At 62.2% G+C, this 18,367-nt stretch carries 19 protein-coding genes; 6 read left to right on the top strand and 13 right to left on the bottom strand.

Annotated elements, in window-relative coordinates; translation table 11 throughout:
• Window positions 1–748: 748 nt before the first annotated feature.
• Complete coding sequence (locus KVG91_RS05255) at window positions 749–1,612, bottom strand: LysR family transcriptional regulator (RefSeq protein ID WP_169377426.1); 864 nt, start codon at window positions 1,610–1,612, stop codon at window positions 749–751.
• A gap of 102 nt (window positions 1,613–1,714) precedes the next feature.
• Here KVG91_RS05255 and KVG91_RS05250 point away from each other — a divergent pair, with 102 nt between their 5' ends.
• The 5 genes from KVG91_RS05250 (at window position 1,715) to recR (ending at window position 7,077) form a co-directional block, all read left to right on the top strand.
• Window positions 1,715–2,596 (top strand): DMT family transporter, encoded by an 882-nt coding sequence (locus tag KVG91_RS05250; RefSeq protein WP_169377427.1) that lies wholly within the window; start codon window positions 1,715–1,717, stop codon window positions 2,594–2,596.
• A 132-nt stretch (window positions 2,597–2,728) separates the two neighbouring features.
• Window positions 2,729–4,804, top strand: coding sequence for a DNA polymerase III subunit gamma/tau (gene dnaX, locus KVG91_RS05245; RefSeq protein WP_169377428.1), 2,076 nt, complete (start codon window positions 2,729–2,731; stop codon window positions 4,802–4,804).
• Window positions 4,805–4,837: 33 nt separating this feature from the next.
• Complete coding sequence (locus tag KVG91_RS05240) at window positions 4,838–5,176, top strand: YbaB/EbfC family nucleoid-associated protein (protein WP_076949470.1); 339 nt, start codon at window positions 4,838–4,840, stop codon at window positions 5,174–5,176.
• A gap of 197 nt (window positions 5,177–5,373) precedes the next feature.
• Entirely contained in the window at window positions 5,374–6,408 is a 1,035-nt protein-coding gene (locus tag KVG91_RS05235; protein ID WP_169377429.1) for an NADP-dependent oxidoreductase, read from the top strand.
• A 66-nt stretch (window positions 6,409–6,474) separates the two neighbouring features.
• Window positions 6,475–7,077, top strand: coding sequence for a recombination mediator RecR (recR, locus tag KVG91_RS05230; protein WP_169377430.1), 603 nt, complete (start codon window positions 6,475–6,477; stop codon window positions 7,075–7,077).
• Window positions 7,078–7,244: 167 nt separating this feature from the next.
• Here the strand turns inward: recR and KVG91_RS05225 are convergent, their stop codons facing one another.
• Together KVG91_RS05225 and fnr are read right to left on the bottom strand one after the other, a co-directional pair.
• Window positions 7,245–7,793, bottom strand: coding sequence for an adenine phosphoribosyltransferase (locus KVG91_RS05225; protein WP_169377431.1), 549 nt, complete (start codon window positions 7,791–7,793; stop codon window positions 7,245–7,247).
• A gap of 79 nt (window positions 7,794–7,872) precedes the next feature.
• Window positions 7,873–8,607: a fumarate/nitrate reduction transcriptional regulator Fnr gene (gene fnr / locus KVG91_RS05220; RefSeq protein WP_169377432.1), complete on the bottom strand. Its 735-nt coding sequence runs from the start codon at window positions 8,605–8,607 to the stop codon at window positions 7,873–7,875.
• 151 nt (window positions 8,608–8,758) lie between these two features.
• On the opposite strand from fnr, the gene KVG91_RS05215 reads away from it, so the two are divergent.
• Window positions 8,759–9,226, top strand: a complete 468-nt coding sequence (locus KVG91_RS05215; protein WP_169377433.1) for a hypothetical protein — start codon at window positions 8,759–8,761, stop codon at window positions 9,224–9,226.
• On the opposite strand, the gene hemN is transcribed toward KVG91_RS05215, so the two are convergent.
• The 10 genes from hemN to KVG91_RS05165 all read right to left on the bottom strand — a co-directional run bounded on the left by hemN (window position 9,227) and on the right by KVG91_RS05165 (window position 18,361).
• Window positions 9,227–10,609, bottom strand: coding sequence for an oxygen-independent coproporphyrinogen III oxidase (hemN, locus tag KVG91_RS05210; protein WP_169377434.1), 1,383 nt, complete (start codon window positions 10,607–10,609; stop codon window positions 9,227–9,229).
• Window positions 10,610–10,712: 103 nt separating this feature from the next.
• The gene (locus KVG91_RS05205) at window positions 10,713–11,396 is read right to left on the bottom strand and encodes a sulfite exporter TauE/SafE family protein (protein ID WP_169377435.1); all 684 of its coding nucleotides are present in this window, start codon (window positions 11,394–11,396) and stop codon (window positions 10,713–10,715) included.
• Entirely contained in the window at window positions 11,389–11,607 is a 219-nt protein-coding gene (gene ccoS, locus KVG91_RS05200) for a cbb3-type cytochrome oxidase assembly protein CcoS (RefSeq protein ID WP_169377436.1), read from the bottom strand. Before ccoS ends, KVG91_RS05205 begins: the two co-directional genes overlap by 8 nt.
• 22 nt (window positions 11,608–11,629) lie before the next feature.
• Entirely contained in the window at window positions 11,630–14,080 is a 2,451-nt protein-coding gene (locus tag KVG91_RS05195) for a heavy metal translocating P-type ATPase (RefSeq protein ID WP_217894876.1), read from the bottom strand.
• Window positions 14,081–14,208: 128 nt separating this feature from the next.
• The gene (locus KVG91_RS05190; RefSeq protein WP_169378883.1) at window positions 14,209–14,748 is read right to left on the bottom strand and encodes a FixH family protein; all 540 of its coding nucleotides are present in this window, start codon (window positions 14,746–14,748) and stop codon (window positions 14,209–14,211) included.
• A 14-nt stretch (window positions 14,749–14,762) separates the two neighbouring features.
• Window positions 14,763–16,166, bottom strand: coding sequence for a cytochrome c oxidase accessory protein CcoG (ccoG, locus tag KVG91_RS05185; RefSeq protein ID WP_169378884.1), 1,404 nt, complete (start codon window positions 16,164–16,166; stop codon window positions 14,763–14,765).
• Between the two features lie 207 nt (window positions 16,167–16,373).
• Window positions 16,374–16,784 carry a type II toxin-antitoxin system VapC family toxin gene (locus KVG91_RS05180; RefSeq protein WP_169378885.1) on the bottom strand — a complete coding sequence of 137 codons (411 nt, stop codon included), beginning with the start codon at window positions 16,782–16,784 and terminating at the stop codon, window positions 16,374–16,376.
• Window positions 16,784–17,038 carry a type II toxin-antitoxin system Phd/YefM family antitoxin gene (locus tag KVG91_RS05175; RefSeq protein WP_169378886.1) on the bottom strand — a complete coding sequence of 85 codons (255 nt, stop codon included), beginning with the start codon at window positions 17,036–17,038 and terminating at the stop codon, window positions 16,784–16,786. Before KVG91_RS05175 ends, KVG91_RS05180 begins: the two co-directional genes overlap by 1 nt.
• 166 nt (window positions 17,039–17,204) lie before the next feature.
• A complete protein-coding gene (gene ccoP / locus KVG91_RS05170; RefSeq protein ID WP_169378887.1) occupies window positions 17,205–18,179 on the bottom strand; it encodes a cytochrome-c oxidase, cbb3-type subunit III in 975 nt (324 codons plus the stop codon).
• Window positions 18,176–18,361: a CcoQ/FixQ family Cbb3-type cytochrome c oxidase assembly chaperone gene (locus KVG91_RS05165; protein ID WP_003175465.1), complete on the bottom strand. Its 186-nt coding sequence runs from the start codon at window positions 18,359–18,361 to the stop codon at window positions 18,176–18,178. Before KVG91_RS05165 ends, ccoP begins: the two co-directional genes overlap by 4 nt.
• Between the last annotated feature and the right edge of the window lie 6 nt (window positions 18,362–18,367).

Below are 18,367 nucleotides of genomic sequence, written 5' to 3'. Positions count from 1 at the left end.
GTAACCAAAAAGTCCTCGCCCCACCACTCGGCACCTCGCTTAGGCTCGGTGTGCCCGTAATTCGACACTGATTTGGGGGGCCGCCGCCCACGCGCCATCCTTGGCGCGGGGGCGGCTAAACCGGCATCCTTGCCGGTTTACCCCCCAAATCACTGTCGAATTCCGGCCAGCGTGGTTGACGGGGCGATTGCAGATCAAAAGCCAGAGCGCGGCGGCCTTAGAGCCGACCGATAATGTGAGTCGATCCCGGTTCAATGTGGGAGCTGGCTTGCCTGCGATAGCATCAACTGGGTGTACCTGATGTACCGAGTTGTCTGCATCGCAGGCAAGCCAGCTCCCACAGAAAAGCAGATCGGTGGAGTGCCACCTAGCCTGCTCTGGCTCTGGCTCTGGCTGTGCTTTAGCTTTGATCTGGCTTTTGATTTTGATCTCAGGCGCCCCGTCAACCACGCTGGCCGAACGCAGGCTTGAATCCGTGGGTAACCCGGCAGGACGCCGGGTTAGCCGTCCTGGGCCAAGGATGGCCCATGACGGCGGCCCACGGATTCAAGCCGGAGTGAGGGCGGAACCAATAGCCGCCGCTACCCAAATAACGGATATGTACCCGCTCAACTCCAACAGCCTGGTCGACCCAAAGGCCGCCACGGCAACAAGCTCTCTAGCCACAACCCTCTATTGGTATGCCCGCCAAGATATGTTCACTGACCGATAACTATCGCAGGCAGCCCCACATTTTCCTGGACAGACATCAGCCGAAGGTCTCGCGCAACAACCCGGCAAACGCATCCCGCGCCAGATGCCGTCGGGTGTCTGAATGCCAGAACAGCAGGTTGTCCACCGCCTTCAGTTCGTCAAACCGGTAAGACACCAGCTGATTGGTCTGCTCATAGCGGGCCAGGATGCCTTCAGGCGCCAACGCCACGCCGATGCCTGCGCTGACGCAACCGATGATGGTGCCCCAGCTGGCATAGCTGGCAACGGCCGGCTGGAAAGTATGCGGCTTGAGCCAGTTCTCCAGCGCCGCACGGTAAGGGCAGCCAGGCGGCCATACCAGCAGCGTGCGGCCCGCAAGGTCTGCGGCGCTGTGGATCGGTTCGCTGCAGGCGCTGGCGATCAGCACCAGGCGTTCGCTGTAGACCACGCTGTGTTCGAGCTTCGCGCGTTTGTTGCCGGCGGCCACCAACGCCACATCCAGGCGGTGGTGTTGCAGATCGTCGAGCAGCTCGCTCCAGGCGCCGGTCACCAGTTCCAGGCTGACATCCGGGTAACGCCGGTGATATTCCGCCAACAGTGGCGGCAGACGGCCGCTGGCGCTGGACTCCACCGCGCCGATACGCAGGGTACCCCGGGGAATGGCCGTAGCGTCGACGGCGCGTTTGGACTCCTCCACCAGCGCCAGGATGCGTTCGCAATACTCCAGGAAAATCTCGCCCGCCGCACTGATCGCCAGCCCACGCCCGGCGCGGATGAACAGCGGTGTGCCCAACTCGGCTTCCAGTTGCTTGATCCGCATGGTGATGTTGGACGGCACACAGTGCAACCGCAGGGCGGCCTGGGCCACGCTGCCGGTTTGCGCCACGGCTCGCACCATGTTCAGTTGGGCCAGTTCCATTGCTCAGTTCCAATGATTTCAGAAGTCAGAAACGCTTAATTGTCCTACGCGTTGGGCGGGCCAAGACTGACGGCATTCCTTCTCAGTTTCCGGATGCCTTCGATGAATACCCCGTCACGCCTGAAGCTTACGCTAGTCATCGCCGGCGTCATCCTCTGTTGGGCCTATTCGCCGATTGGTGTGCACCTGGGGTTGCGCAGCTACAGCCCTGGCCACGTCGCGCTGCTGCGGTTCCTGATTGCCTCGCTGTTCATGACCGGTGTGGCGCTGGCGATGGGCATTGGTCGGCCGCGTCTTGGGGATGTGCCGTGGTTGCTGGTGTTGAGTTTTTTCGGGGTGTTCCTGCATCACAGCAGCCTTAACTACGGGCAGCAGTTCGTGACGGCGGCGGCGTCCAGCGTACTGGCACAATCGGCGCCGTTGTTCAGTGTGTTGATCGCGTTTTTCTGCTTGAAGGAGCGGGTCAGCTTCTGGCGCTGGAGCTGCGTGCTGCTCGGTTTGCTTGGCGTGATGGTGGTGATCTGGGGCGACCAGGGCGTGGGCGATATCGACCCGCGTGGCTTGCTGATCCTGCTGGCGGCGGTGTCGTGGAGCCTCTACTTCGCCATCCAGAAACACTATGCCCATCGTTACAGCCCGCTGACGATGGCCTGCTACATGGTGTGGGCGGGCACCTTGATGCTCTGCGTGAACCTGCCAGGCTTGCCCGCTGCCGTGGCGCAGGCGCCGTGGGCGGACAACCTGGCGATGCTGGTGCTCGGCATTTTCCCCAGTGCCTTGGCGTACCTGGCCTGGGGCTATGTGTTAAAGCATGTCGAAGTCAGCCGCGCGTCGGTGGCGATGTACCTGATCCCGCCCGTGGCCATGGCCCTGGCGGCGACGCTGCTGGGTGAGCACATCGCTCTGCAGGTGGTGCTGGGCGGTGGGATCGTGCTGGCCAGCGTGGCCGCGATCAGCCTGGAGAGGCGCTATACAGGCTGTTAATCCGGGCAATCTGCCCGTCTTTTCAGGACAAACCAGAAGCGCTTGATCAGATTAGGCGAGCGTGCCGGATGCAATTTCCCCCTTGCTCCGCTAGCATTACCGGCTTCCGCTTCCCAGTTGCGACGGTTTTCGATGAGTTATCAGGTTCTTGCACGTAAATGGCGCCCGCGCTCGTTCCGCGAAATGGTCGGCCAGACCCATGTGCTCAAGGCTCTGATCAATGCCTTGGACAGCCAGCGGCTGCACCACGCCTACCTGTTTACCGGTACGCGGGGCGTGGGCAAGACCACCATTGCGCGCATCATCGCCAAATGCCTGAACTGTGAAACCGGCATCACGTCGACGCCGTGCGGCACCTGTTCGGTGTGCAAGGAAATCGACGAAGGGCGTTTCGTCGACTTGATCGAGATCGACGCCGCGAGCCGCACCAAGGTCGAAGACACCCGCGAGTTGCTCGACAACGTGCAGTACGCGCCCAGCCGCGGCCGCTTCAAGGTCTACCTGATCGACGAAGTGCACATGCTGTCCAGCCATTCCTTCAACGCGCTGTTGAAAACCCTGGAAGAGCCGCCGCCCTACGTCAAATTCATCCTGGCCACCACCGACCCGCAGAAACTTCCTGCAACGATTCTGTCGCGGTGCCTGCAGTTCTCCCTGAAAAACATGACGCCTGAGCGGGTGGTCGAGCATTTGACCCACGTGCTGGGCGTCGAGAACGTACCGTTCGAAGACGACGCGCTCTGGCTGCTCGGCCGCGCCGCCGATGGTTCGATGCGTGACGCCATGAGCCTCACCGACCAGGCCATCGCCTTTGGTGAAGGCAAGGTCATGGCCGCCGATGTGCGCGCCATGCTCGGCACCCTGGACCACGGCCAGGTGTTCGACGTACTGCATGCGCTGATCGAAGGTGACGCCAAGGCGTTGCTTGAAGCGGTGCGGCACCTGTCGGAGCAGGGCCCGGACTGGAACGGCGTGCTCTCGGAAATCCTCAATGTGCTGCACCGCGTCGCCATCGCCCAGGCCCTGCCTGAAGGGGTCGATAATGGCCATGGCGACCGTGACCGCGTGTTGGCACTGGCCCAGGCGTTGCCGGCCGAAGATGTGCAGTTCTACTACCAGATGGGCCTGATCGGCCGCCGCGACTTGCCGCTGGCGCCGGACCCGCGCGGCGGCTTTGAAATGGTGCTGCTGCGGATGCTGGCCTTCCGGCCCGCCGATTCAACGGACGCGCCGAGACAACCGCTAAAGCCAGTGGGGATCAGCCAGGCCACAGTTGATTCCGCCAAACCAGTGGCTGGCGCGGCGGTGACTGCACCAGTGGTGGCTGCACCTGCGCCAGTGGTGACTGCGCAGGTGCAGCCGGTGCCGGAGCCTGTGGCCGCTGCGCCCGTGGTCGAGCCCGAGCCGGTCAATGAGCCTGAGCCGGTCGTTGACCTGCCATGGAACGATCCGGCAGACGCGCAAGCCGAAGTCGAGCAGGCGCCTGCCGTCGAGCCGATGCTGGAAACCAGCGGCGAGCAGCCCGAGCTGACGCCGATGCCCACGCCGACCCCGGACAGCGTGGTGCCCGACGCCCCGGAATGGGCCTCTGCGCCTGTCCCGGAGCCCACCGTGGCCCAGGTGGAGGCCGCCACCCCAGGCATCGACCTCGACGACGAGCCGCCGCTGGACGAAGACTACATCGAGCCGGACATGGATTCGGCCTACAGCTATCTGGATGATCTGGCCAGCGAACACACCGCCGAGCCGGCCCCCGAGCCCGAGGTGGAACCCGCGGCGGCCCCGGCCACCGGCCTGGCTCTGCAATGGCTGGAATTGTTCCCGAAACTGCCGATTTCCGGCATGACCGGCAGCATCGCCGCCAACTGCACCTTGATTTCCATCGAAGGCGACCATTGGCTGCTGCACCTGGACCCGGCCCATAGCGCCCTGTTCAACGCCACCCAGCAACGCCGCCTGAACGATGCGCTGAACCAGTACCATGGGCGCACGCTGACCATCACCATCGAGCTGATCAAGCCCGAGCAGGAAACCCCGGCCCAGGCCGCGACGCGCCGGCGTATCAACCGCCAGCGCGAGGCCGAGGACTCGATCCAGGGTGATCCGCTCATCCAGCAAATGATGCAACAGTTCGGTGCGGTCGTCCGTCACGATACTATTGAACCTGTCGACGTCCCGGTGCCCAAGCGTCATGAACCGGGCTACTAACTAATTGATCCACGTACTTTTGAGGTGATTCCCATGATGAAAGGTGGCATGGCCGGCCTGATGAAGCAGGCGCAGCAGATGCAGGAAAAGATGGCCAAGATGCAGGAAGAACTGGCCAACGCCGAAGTCACCGGTAAAGCCGGTGGCGATATGGTCAGTGTGGTGATGACCGGTCGTCACGACATCAAGCGTGTGAGCATCGATCCAAGCCTGCTTGAGGGCGTCAGCGATGACGACCGTGAAGTGCTGGAAGACTTGTTCGCCGCCGCGGTCAACGACGCGGTGCGCAAGATCGAAGCCAGCAGCCAGGAAAAAATGGGTGGCGTGACCGCCGGCATGCAACTGCCACCGGGCATGAAGCTGCCGTTCTGATCGTTGGACGCACCTAGACTCAAATGCCAGGCTTGATGCCTGGCATTTTTTTTGGGCGTAACGGAGCAACTGTGGGAGCTGGTTTGCCTGCGATGCGGACAACTCGGTGTTGACCGTTCCCACGCTATCGATCTGAACCCCAACCGCCCGCTGATGGTCTGCACCCTATACCGATGCATTCGTTAAAGGAGCCCTTCATGCCTCAAGAACCGACACTGAACCAGCGCATCGTCCTGGTCTCACGCCCCCAAGGCGCACCGACGCCGGAAAACTTCCGCCTGGAACGTGTGAATCTGCCGGAATTGGCCGACGGCCAGGTCCTGCTCAAGACGCTCTACCTGTCCCTCGACCCCTACATGCGCGGACGCATGAGCGACGCACCGTCCTACGCCGCGCCGGTGGAAATCGACGATGTGATGACCGGTGGCGCTGTCAGCCGTATTGAACAGTCGCGTAATCCGAAATTTGAAGTGGGCGACCTGGTGGTCGGCTCGACCGGCTGGCAGAGCCACAGCATTTCAGATGGGCGCAACTTGATGCCAGTGCCCAAGGGTTTGGCCAGTCCGTCGATGGCGTTGGGTGTGCTGGGCATGCCGGGCATGACCGCCTATATGGGCTTGATGGACATCGGCCAGCCCAAGACCGGCGAAACCCTGGTGGTCGCGGCCGCGTCCGGTGCAGTGGGCTCGGTGGTGGGGCAAGTGGCCAAGCTCAAAGGCCTGCGGGTGATCGGTATTGCGGGTGGCGCCGACAAGTGCCGCTACGTGGTGGACGAATTGGGCTTTGATGCCTGTATCGACCACAAGAGCGCCGAGTTTGCCGATGAGTTGGCCCAGGCGTGCTCCGAGGGCATAGACATCTATTTCGAAAACGTCGGCGGCAAAGTGTTCGACGCCGTGGTGCCCTTGCTCAACCCCAAGGCGCGCATCCCGCTGTGCGGGCTGATCGCCGGCTACAACGCCCATGAAGCGCCCACGGGGCCTGACCGCCTGCCGGCGCTGCAGCGGACCTTGCTGACCAAGCGCGTGCGCATCCAGGGCTTTATCGTGTTCGATGACTATGGTGACCGCCAGCCTGAGTTCCTCAGTGCCATGGCGCCGTGGGTGCGCGACGGCAAGATCAAGTTCCGCGAGGATGTGGTCGATGGCCTGGAGCAGGCGCCCGAAGCCTTTATCGGTTTGCTGGAAGGACGCAACTTCGGCAAGTTGGTGGTGCGGGTCGCACAGGATTGAGCATTTGACGCTAATCCGAGGCGCGGGTATAAACCGCGTCTCGTTGTTTTGTCGGACCCTTCGCCCATGAGCTTTAGCCCCCTGATTCGCCAACTGATCGACGCCCTGCGCACGTTGCCGGGCGTGGGTCAGAAAACCGCCCAGCGCATGGCGCTGCAGCTGCTCGAGCGTGATCGCAGCGGCGGCACCCGTTTGGCCCAGGCTTTGAGCCAGGCCATGAGCGGGGTAGGCCACTGTCGCCAGTGCCGCACCCTTACCGAGGAAGAACTCTGCCCGCAATGCGCCGACCCGCGCCGCGACGACACGCTGCTGTGCGTCGTGGAAGGGCCGATGGATGTGTACGCGGTGGAGCAGACCGGCTATCGCGGCCGCTACTTCGTGCTCAAGGGCCACCTGTCGCCGCTGGACGGCCTGGGCCCGGAAGCGATCGGTATCCCGCAACTGGTGGCGCGCATCGAAGCGCAGGGCACCTTTACTGAAGTGATCCTGGCCACCAACCCGACGGTGGAAGGTGAGGCGACCGCGCACTACATTGCGCAGTTGCTGATCAACAAAGGCCTGATCACCTCGCGTATCGCCCATGGCGTGCCGTTGGGCGGCGAGTTGGAGTTGGTCGACGGCGGGACGCTGGCGCATTCGTTCGCCGGTCGCAAGCCGATCGCGCTCTAGAGACCTGCGCAACAATACATGTGGGAGCTGGCTTGCCTGCGATGCAGACACTGAGGTGTATCAGTCACACCATGGTGATGCTATCGCAGGCAAGCCAGCTCCCACATTTGGAATGCACTCCCTGTGGGAGCCGGGCTTGCCCGCGATGACGTCGCTTCGGTTAGCCGTTAACGTTCGGTCAACGCAAACTGCGTCAGGCAAAACGTGGGAATCCCCATATCTTGCAACCGCTGCGACCCACCCAGCTCCGGCAAATCAATGATCGCCGCCGCTTCGAAAATCTTCGCACCCATGCGCCTTACCAGGTTAGCCGCCGCAATCAACGTACCTCCCGTGGCGATCAAGTCATCGAACATCAACACCGAGTCGCCCTCGCAGAGGCTGTCCGCGTGCACTTCCAGCAAGGCCTCGCCGTACTCGGTCTGGTAACCCTCGGCCAGCACGTCCGCTGGCAGCTTGCCTTGCTTGCGGAACAGGACCAGCGGCTTGTTCAGTTGATAGGCAATGATTGAACCGATCAGGAAGCCGCGCGCATCCATCGCGCCGATATGGGTGAAATCGGCTTCGACATAACGATGGGCGAAGCTGTCCGCCACCAGGCGCAGGGCGCGGGGCGATTGGAACAGGGGGGTAATGTCGCGAAAGATCACCCCAGGCTTGGGGAAGTCGATGACGGGGCGGATCAGGGATTTGATGTCGAACGAATCAAAGGTCATCGTCGAGGAGTCCTGGGCTGGAAACGGACGCCAAGTATACCTGCGGCCTCGCCGATTGGCGCGGCCGCGCGTGTCTGCGTCAGCCCTCCAGCGAGCCACCCGCCAGCGCGCACAGTTGGATCGGGTCGAGGATATGCACTTCCTTGCCTTCGGCGGCAATCAGCTCGTTTTGCTGGAAACGGGTGAATACACGGGACACGGTTTCCACCGCCAGGCCCAAGTAGTTGCCGATTTCATTGCGCGACATGCTCAGGCGGAACTGGTTGGCCGAGAAGCCGCGGGCACGGAAGCGAGCCGACAGGTTGACCAAGAAGGTGGCAATGCGCTCGTCGGCGGTTTTCTTCGACAGCAGCAGCATCATTTGCTGGTCGTCACGAATCTCGCGGCTCATCACGCGCATCAATTGACGGCGCAGTTGCGGCAATTGTACGGCCAGTTCATCCAGGCGTTCGAAGGGGATTTCGCACACCGACGTCGTCTCCAGGGCCTGGGCCGACACGGGGTGCATCTCGGTGTCCATGCCCGACAACCCCACCAGTTCACTGGGCAGGTGGAAACCGGTGATCTGCTCTTCGCCGCCGTCGCTCAGGCTGAAGGTTTTCAGTGCGCCCGAACGTACTGCATAAACGGAATCGAACTTGTCGCCCTGGCGAAACAGAAACTCGCCTTTTTTCAGCGGGCGACCGCGTTTAACGATGTCGTCCAGCGCATCCATGTCTTCCAAATTCAACGAAAGTGGCAAGCAGAGGGGAGCCAGGCTGCAATCCTTGCAATGGGCCTGGCTGTGAGCGCGCAGTTTGACTGGCTCGGACATTTCTTAAATCCTTGTGGGAAAACACACATAAGACGTAAGGGTAACTTACTGGGGGGCAGTGAGGCCAGCGTGTACAAAAAAACCACTTCGGTATAAAGATTTTTGTATCGGGGCCGATACAGCAGGCACATCTATTAGTCGGAGCTGGATCATGTCTGTTATAGCGGCCTACAACCCCTCCATCCGTATTCCGACTGTGCCGAACGCAAACCCGATTGCCAAGGTCAAGGAAGAGGCACCCGCCGAGGAAACGAGCGCGGCGCCCAAGGTGGTTGAAGGGGTATCGGTGACTATTTCCGCTGAAGCCTTCAAGTCCGCAGGTGCGGCCAAGAGTTCCAATGCGGATATTGATGACAGCGGGCTGGATGACAACGTCAAGCAGGTGCTGAAAATGATCCGCCAGTTGAAACAGCAGATCGCCGAAAAACAGGCTGAACTGGCGGCGATTGCGGCGGCCAATAACCTGTCACCCGAAGAGGCACGTGCCAGGACCAGCGCCTTGCAGAGCGAGATCAGCTCCCTGCAGGCGGGCCTGATGTCGGCCCAGACTTCACTGGCCAAGTCGATGAAAGGCATGAGTGCCGAGGACTCGATGAAGGCCGCCTCACTGTCGATGTAATCAGATCACCCGTGAAAATCGTTGCCTGTTCTGGTGTTCCAGATAGGCATCGAACACCATGCACACCGAACGCACCAGCAGGCGCCCGGCAGGCAATACACGAATGCCCTGGGCGTCGAGTTCGATCAGGCCGTCCGCGGCCATGGCCTCAAGCTGCGGCCAGATGTCGTCGAAGTAGCTGCGAAAATCCAGATTGAAGGCCTGTTCGATCCCCTCGAACGCCAGGCTGAAATTACAGATCAACTGCTGGATCACCTCCCGCCGCAACCGATCATCCGTGGTGCACACCAGTCCACGGCTGGTGGCCAGTTGCGCGCCGGCCAAGGTGTTTTGGTAGCCGTTGAGATCGCTGCTGTTCTGGCAGTACAGGTCGCCGATCTGGCTGATCGCCGACACCCCGAGCCCGATCAAGTCGCAATGGCCGTGGGTGGTGTAGCCCTGGAAGTTGCGTTGCAGGGTGCCTTCTTCCTGGGCGATGGCCAGTTCATCGTCGGGCAGGGCGAAGTGGTCCATACCGATGTAGCGGTAGCCGGCCTGTGTCAGTTGCTCGATGGTGGTTTGCAGCATCAGCAGTTTTGACGCCGGGGAGGGCAGGTCGGCGGTGTCGATGCGCCGCTGCGGCATGAAACGTTCCGGCAGGTGGGCGTAGTTGAACACCGACAGGCGGTCGGGTTGCAGCTTGATCACTTCCTCCACGGTGCGCGCGAAGTTGATCGGCGTTTGCTTGGGCAAACCGTAGATCAGGTCGATATTGATCGAGCGAAATTGCAGGGTGCGCGCTGCCTCGATCACTGCGCGGGTTTCTTCCAGGCTTTGCAGGCGGTTGACTGCGCGTTGCACCTCGGGGTCGAGGTCCTGCAGGCCGATGCTGACGCGGTTGAAACCCAGTTCACGCAGCAGGCCCATGGTGGCCCAGTCGGCTTCGCGAGGGTCGATCTCGATGCCGTAATCGCCGGAGTCATCGTCCAGCAGGTTGAAATGCTGGCGCAGGCAGGTCATGACCTGGCGCAGTTCATCGTGGCTGAGAAAGGTCGGAGTGCCACCGCCGAAATGCAGTTGCTCCACCGGTTGTTTCGGGTCGAGGTGGCAGGCCACCAGTTGAATTTCCTGCTTCAGGCGTTGCAGGTAGGCCTGGGCGCGGCCACGGTCCTTGGTGATGACTTTGTTGCAGGCGCAGTAGTAGCAGATGTTCGCGCAGAACGGCACATGCACGTACAGCGACAACGGACGCGCGGCCTTGCGGCTCTCGCGCAGGGCGTGGAGCAGGTCGAATGTGCCGACCTGGCTGTCGAATTGTACGGCGGTGGGGTAGGACGTGTAGCGCGGTCCCGCCAGGTCGTAGCGGTGAATCAGATTGGCGTCCCAACGAATGGCGTCGAGCATGCGGGCGGTCCCCCGGATTGGCTGGTGGGCCGAGTCTAGGGGCTGGCGGACGCGGCCACCTTGATTTGCATCAACAGGGAGCGGCGCTATGCCACATCGCCAGTCAGTGCCCCATCAGCCAGTGCTGGTGGGGCCCCGGCAATGTCCATAGGCCAAACAGGATCACCAGCACGCCACCCGCCATACGCACGCTGCGTTTGCGCAGCAGCGCGGTGACCCGCTCGGCCGCAAGCCCGGTGGCCAACAGCACCGGCCAGGTACCCAGGCCGAACGCCAGCATCAGCAAGCCGCTGTCCAGCGCATTACCCTGGCTGGCGGCCCACAGCAGGGTGCTGTAGACCAACCCGCACGGCAACCAACCCCACAGCGCGCCCAGCAGCAACGCGCGCGGCAGGCTCGACACCGGCAGCAGGCGGTTGGCGACGGGCTGGATAAAGCGCCACAGGCCGCGACCGAGGCTTTCAATGCGGGTGAGGCCGCTCCACCAGCCGGCCAGGTACAGGCCCATGCTGATCAACAGCAGCCCGGCAAGCACACGCATGAACATCGCCGCCGGGCTGTTCGCCACGGCCCAGCCGGCGAGGCCGATTAATACCCCGGCGACGGCATAGCTGAGCACCCTGCCCAGGTTGTATGCCAGCAGCAGTCGAAACCTGCGGCCGCGCTGCTCCCTGGGAATCGCCAGGGTCAGCGCGCCCATCAGCCCGCCGCACATGCCCAGGCAATGGCCGCCGCCCAGCAGGCCGAGAATCAGCGCGGAGACCAGCAGCGGCGCCAATTCAAGCATGGGGCGGCTCTTTGGGCGCGCGCGGTTGCTCGGGGCCGTTGGCTTCGTCGATGGCGGCGAGGTGGTTCGGGTCCTGATCGTCGAACAAGACGCTGTGGGCCGGGCCGTCGAGGTCGTCGTACTGGCCGCTGTCCACCGCCCAGAAAAAGATGTAGATGGCCACGCCCACTAACAGCAGCGCCGCCGGAATCATCACGTATAAAGCTGGCATCTGCACTCCATGCCCGCGCGGCTCAAGCCGGCAGCGGACGGGTTACTGAGGGGGCTCGTGCCACCGGCGCGCTCGGCAGGCGAGTCAGGCGCAGGGCATTGAGCACCACGGTCAACGAACTGAGGGACATGCCGACCGCGGCCCAGATGGGCGTGATCCAACCCAGGGCGGCAAACGGCAGCATCAGGCCATTGTATAGGCCTGCCCACAGCAGGTTTTCAACAATCACCCGACGGGTGCGCCGTGCCAGGGTAAAGGCGTGTACCAGGGCGTCCAGGCGGTTGGAGAGCAACACGGCATCGGCGCTGGTCTTGGCCAGGTCCGTTGCGGTGCCCATGGCCACGCTGATATCCGCGGCGGCGAGCACCGGCACATCATTGACGCCATCGCCGAGCATCAGCACCTTGCGGCCTTCCTTGTGCAGCCGTTGCAGCACGTGCAGCTTGTCATCGGGGCGCAGGCCGCCGTGGGCCTCGTCGATACCCAACTCAAGCGCGACGCTGGCGACCATCGGCGAACTGTCCCCCGACAACAGCAGCGTGCGCCAGCCACGTGCCTGGCAGGCCGCCAACAGCGCAGGCGCATCACTGCGCAGGCGGTCGTCGAGCACGAACCAGGCCAGCGCGCCTTCGCGGTCACCCAGCAGCAGCCATTGGCCGCCATCCTGCGGCGCGGCCGGAACCTGGCAACCGCTGAGTTCACAGACAAAGCCCGGTTGGCCGATGCGCAGCTGGCGCGCGCCCACGCGGCCTTCAAGGCCAAGCCCGGGCGAACTGACGACCTCGTCGGCGGCCAGCGTCGCGCGCCCGAAGGCACGGGCGATCGGGTGTTCGGAGCGGTTTTCCAGGGCGGCGGCGAGGCTCAGGCACAGGTCCGTGCTCAAGGTGCTCAGTGGCCGGATGGCACTCAATACCAGGCGTCCTTCGGTCAGGGTGCCGGTCTTGTCGAAAATCACCGTATCGATCTGGTTCAACCCTTCCAGCACATGGCCGCGTGTCAGCAGCAGGCCGAGTGTGTGCAAGGTGCCGGTGGCAGCGGTGAGGGCGGTGGGCGTGGCCAGGGACAGCGCGCAGGGGCAGGTCGCCACCAGCATGGCCAGCACAATCCAGAACGCTCGCGATGAATCCAGTTGCCACCATAACAACCCGATCAGGGCGGCGGCGATCAGCGAACACAGCAGGAACCACTGCGCGGCGCGGTCGGCGATCCGGGCCAGGCGCGGTTTCTCGGCCTGGGCTCTTTCCAGCAGGCGCACGATGGCGGACAGGCGTGTGTCATGGCCCAACGCGCGTACTTCGACGATCAATGCCCCCTCGACATTCAGGGTGCCCGCCGTGACCGCATCCCCGGCTTGTCGGGGTTGCGGCAGGTATTCACCGGTGAGCAGGGATTCATCGATACTGGATTGGCCGTCGAGGATCAGGCCATCCGCCGGCAGCACGGCGCCGGGATGCACCAGCACGCGATCGCCCAGCGCCAGCTCGGGGAGCAGGATGCGTTCGCTCTGGCCGTCCGCCTTGAGCCGCAGGCACGAAGCGGGCAGCAGGTTGACCAACTGCGCGGTCGCAGCAGCCGTACGCTCGCGGGCACGGCGCTCGAGGTAACGTCCGGCCAGCAGGAACAGCGCAAACATGCCCACTGCGTCGAAGTACAACTCACCGGTGCCGGTGATCGCGGTCCAGATGCCCGCCAGGTACGCACCGCCGATGGCCAATGAAACCGATACATCCATGGTCAGGTGGCGCGTGCGCAGGTCACGCAGGGCCCCCTTGAAAAACGGTGCGCAGCTGTAGAACACGATAGGTGTTGTAAGAAACATCGCCACCCAACGCAGGATTACGTGCAGCTCCGGGCTCAGGTCGACATTGAATTCCGGCCAGGTCGCCATGGTTGCCATCATTGCCTGGAACCACAGCAGGCCGGCCACGCCCAATTGGCGCAGGGCCAGGCGATTTTCGCTGGCCAGTTGTTCGGCGGCGCGGTCGGCCTGGTAAGGGTGGGCGGCGTAACCGATATGCCGCAGTTCGCTCAGCACTTGGCTCAACGGCAGTTGCCCGTCAGCCCAGCGCACCTGCAAACGATGGTTGGACAGGTTCAGTCGCGCCTCGGCCACCGCGGGCAGGCTGCGCAGGTGTTTCTCGATCAGCCAGCCACAGGCGGCGCAACTGATGCCTTCCATCAGCAAGGTGGCTTCGGCGAGTTCGCCATCGTGGCGCACAAAGGGTTTTTGCACGTCGGCGCGGTCATACAGCGCCAGCTCGTCCACCAGTTGCACCGGCAACGCTTCAGGGTTGGCCGAGGCTTCGCTGCGGTGCTGGTAGTAGCTTTCCAGGCCGCCGGCCACAATCGCTTCGGCCACCGCCTGGCAGCCTGGGCAGCAGAGTTCACGGCGTTCGCCGAGGATCACCGCCGTGAAGCGGCTGCCCGGCGGGACGGGTAGGGCGCAGTGGTAGCAGGGGACGGGAGCGGTCATGGCTGGGAATCTTTGGTGGCTGGGAGGACCTCATCGCGGGCAAGTCGAATCGTCGCACCGCCGCTCCCACAGGGGAATGCAATCCAAATGTGGGGTGGGGTTGCCCGCGATGCGCGAAGCGCAATGTTTTACTTCTTCAGGTCTTCGGCGCCCTGCAACGGCTCATCACCCAGGAGCAGGTCCTTGTCGTGGCTCACCTCTTCCTCCTCGAACAGGCGCCAGGTCTTGTCGCCTTCCACGCCCAATAGCTCCACGAAACGGCGGCCTTCGACCTTGTCGGTGACCTGGCCGATGTAGCGGCCAGGCTCACTGTCGCTGCGCGCCAGGCTGATCTTGCGGTCCTTCTCCGGCTGGGTCGGGGAGATCAGGTTCAACTCCAGGGTATTCGGGTTGCTGTAGCCGGTCAGGTTCAGCTCGACTTCGCCGGTCAACTCATCCAGGTGCAGCCTGGCGCGCAGTTGCAGGGTCTGGGCCAGCCGCTCGCGGTCCAGGGCGCGGTTGATGCCTTTGCCGGCCTCGTAGTAGTTGTCATTGACCAGGTTGTCCGGGTTATTCACCGCGATGGTCACCATGGACAAGGTCAAGGTCACCGAGCAGGCCAGGATCGCGATGATGATCCAGGGCCAGAGGTGCTTGTACCAAGGGCTTGCGGCGGTGGGTGCGGACATTGTCGGGTTCCTGTTCAACGAACGTGTGGGCCGATGAATCGGCTCTTGGCTTCAATCTGGACGCTGGTGTCGTCGGCATCCTTGAGGATGAACGTCACCTCGTTGGTGCTCGACGGCAATTGCTCCGGCGCACTCGAGAGTTCCACCGGCAGGCTGACGATGTCGCCGGCGGCCACTTTGATTTCGCGTCGGCCCTGCAGCTTGAGGTCCGGCAGGCCCGCAGCATCAAGCACATAGGTATGGTCGCGCTGGTCCTTGTTCATGATCTTCAGGCTGTAGACGTTTTCGATACGGCCTTCGGCGTTTTCGCGGTACAGCACACGGTCCTTGCTGACGTCGAAACCCACCAGTGAGCGCATGAAAAATGCCGCCACCAACAGGCTGATCATCGCCAGCAACACCAAGGCATAGCCGATCAGGCGCGGGCGCAGTTTATGGGTTTTCTGCCCGGAGAGGTTATGTTCGGTGGTGTAGCTGATCAGGCCGCGCGGGTAGTCCATCTTGTCCATGATGGTGTCGCAGGCATCGATACAGGCGGCGCAGCCGATGCACTCGATTTGCAGGCCGTCGCGGATGTCGATACCGGTCGGGCACACCTGCACGCACATCGTGCAATCGATGCAATCGCCCAGGCCCTGGGCCTTGTAGTCGACGCCTTTTTTACGTGGGCCGCGCACTTCGCCACGGCGTGGATCGTAGGAGACGATCAGGGTGTCTTTGTCGAACATCACGCTCTGGAACCGCGCGTACGGGCACATGTAGATGCACACCTGCTCGCGCAGCCAGCCGGCGTTACCATAGGTGGCGAGGGTAAAGAATCCGACCCAGAAATACGACCAGCCATCGGCCTGCCCGGTGAAGAACTCGAACACCAGCTCGCGGATCGGCGAGAAGTACCCGACAAAGGTCAGCCCGGTGACAAAACCGATCAATAGCCACAGCGTGTGCTTGCTGAATTTGCGCAGGAATTTGTTGGCGCTCATCGGCGCCTTGTCGAGCTTGATGCGCTGGTTGCGGTCACCCTCGGTGACTTTTTCGCACCACATGAAGATCCACGTCCACACGCTTTGCGGGCAGGTATAGCCGCACCACACGCGCCCGGCGTACACAGTGATAAAGAACAGGCCAAAGGCCGCAACGATAAGAATGCCCGAAAGCAGGATGAAGTCCTGGGGCCAGAAGGTCGCGCCGAAAATGAAGAACTTACGCTCCGGCAGGTTCCACCACACGGCCTGGTGGCCACCCCAGTTCAGCCACACGGTGCCGAAGTAGAGCAGGAACAATCCGGCGCCACCGAGCATGCGCAAATTGCGGAACAGGCCGGTGAAGGCGCGGGTATAGATCTTCTCTCGCGAAGCGTAGAGGTCTACGGTTTTGGCAGGCGAGGTAACGTCATGTACCGGTATCTGGTCGCTCATCATTGCATCCCACGGCGGTGGAGATTTGCCTCGGCCAGTACGTGCCAACCGGGGTCAAATTAAGGGTGTTGCAGTGGCCCAATGATACGCCCCCGACGGTGCGCAAGGGGTGCGACCTTTGGTCGCGTTGGGTGATGTCAATTGATGGTGTAAGTGATCTGGATCAATTGACTTGGCAAGTATGGACGGTTTTCACCGGCAAACCGGTCATTCGTCCCATGGATTAATCAGTGGAACACCGCTGGATCTGAAATCGCTGACATTGCGCGTAACAACGGTGAGCCCATGAACCAGAGCAGTCGCAGCGATCAGCGAATCACTTTCATTGACTCGATCCGGTACATGCAGGTGTGCGCATCGTAATGCGACTGCAGCATCCACGGGCAGGATTCTGGCATCAAAGGCGGGTAGCACATGGCGCTTGAGCCAGGTCCGCAATACGTTCCCCTGGGCCGGGTCACGACGCTCAATGCGCAACACTCCGGTTTCCAGTTCCTTGAGCGTAATCGCTGAGATGAACATGCGCGGCGCCATGACACTTTTGGCCCAAGCGACCACATTTGCATCGGCCTGGGGTTTACGAAGTTCAGAGATAACGTTGGTGTCGAGTAGATACATCAAGAGAGGTCCACGGGTCGATGAGTGATCACGGCGCGTTCGGTTTGGAAGTCGATCTCGGCCGCTTCTGGCATCACCAGCAGGTCAACGATGTCAGCATTGAGACCTGTCAATTTCTGGTAATCCTCAATGCTTAGCAGTACATGGGCAGGCTTGCCGCGATCAGTGATGAAAACCGGGCCGTGGCGCGCGGCTTTTTTGGCACCACTTGTGTCTTGGTTGAATTCGCGGCTGGAAATGGTAGTGATGGTCATGGGGTGATTCCCCCTTCGTAGAATATATGTAGACACGTTACTACTTGGTGCCTGTGCGCGACAAGTCCAAGGTTACAAGCGGTAGCGCATCGAAGCGCCCGAAACCGGAAACAATAAAGCCCCGTCAGTTCATGCTGCGCGGGGCTTTATTGTTTTGACGACCTTGCTATTGCGCAGCCTTCTTCTCCCCATGGGACAAGCTGTACACATACGCCGCGAGCAAATGCACCTTGTCATTGCCCTGCAGCTGTTCCTGCGCCGGCATCTGGCCCTGGCGGCCCCAGCGAATGGTCTGTTGCAGTTGGGCGAAGCTCGAACCGTAGATGAAGGCAGCCGGGTGGGTCAGATCGGGCGCGCCCATGGCCGGGGTGCCTTTGCCGGCGGGGCCGTGGCAGGCCACGCAGTTGGCGGCGAAGAGTTTTTCGCCGTTGGCGACATCAGCCTTGACGCCTTCCGGCAGTTTGCGACCGTCGAGGTTGGTCAGCACGAAGGCGGCTACGTCGCTGACGCCCTGTTCCTTCAGGATATCCAGCCAGCCCGGCATCACCGCGTGGCGGCCCTTCATGATGGTTTCCTTGATGGTGGCCGGCTCGCCACCCCAGCGCCAGTCGGCGTCGGTCAGGTTGGGGAAACCATAGGCGCCCTTGGCGTCGGAACCATGGCACACCGAGCAGTTGGAAGCGAACAGCCGGCCACCCATCTTCAAGGCTTGCGGGTCCTTGGCGACTTCTTCAATCGGCATCGAGGCGAACTTGGCGAAGATCGGCCCGAACTTGGCCTCCGACCTGGCCATTTCCTTTTCCCATTCATGCACGCCGGTCCAGCCGGTCTGGCCGTTGGCGAAAGGGGTTTGCTTGTCGTTGTCGAGGTAGTTGTAGCCCGGCAGCAGGCCCTTCCAATTGCCCAGGCCCGGGTACAGCACCAGGTAGCCGAGGGCGAAAATGATGGTGCCGACGAACAGCATGAACCACCACTTGGGCAGCGGGTTGTCGTACTCCTCGATGCCGTCGAACGAGTGGCCGACAGTCTCGTCGGTCTGCTCGGCGCGCTGGCCCTTGCGGGTCGACAGCAGCAGCCAGGTCAGGGCGAAGATGGTACCCAGGCTCAGGACTGTGACGTACAGACTCCAGAACGTAGTCATTCTTTATTACTCCTAGAAGCTTGCTCGACGTGCTTGATGGCTTCGGGATCATCCGCAAAGGGCAGCAAGGTCGCGTCTTCAAACTCCGACTTGCGCTTGGGGCTGAACACCCACAGCGCCAGGCCGATAAAGGCCACCATCACCACAACGGTGCCCAGCCCACGAATCATCCCGATATCCATGAAGAA

The sequence above is a fragment of the Pseudomonas azadiae genome (assembly GCF_019145355.1).
Lineage (GTDB): Bacteria > Pseudomonadota > Gammaproteobacteria > Pseudomonadales > Pseudomonadaceae > Aquipseudomonas > Aquipseudomonas azadiae.
Note: the sequence above shows the minus strand (reverse complement) of the source record. Positions and strands in the feature narration are given on the sequence as shown.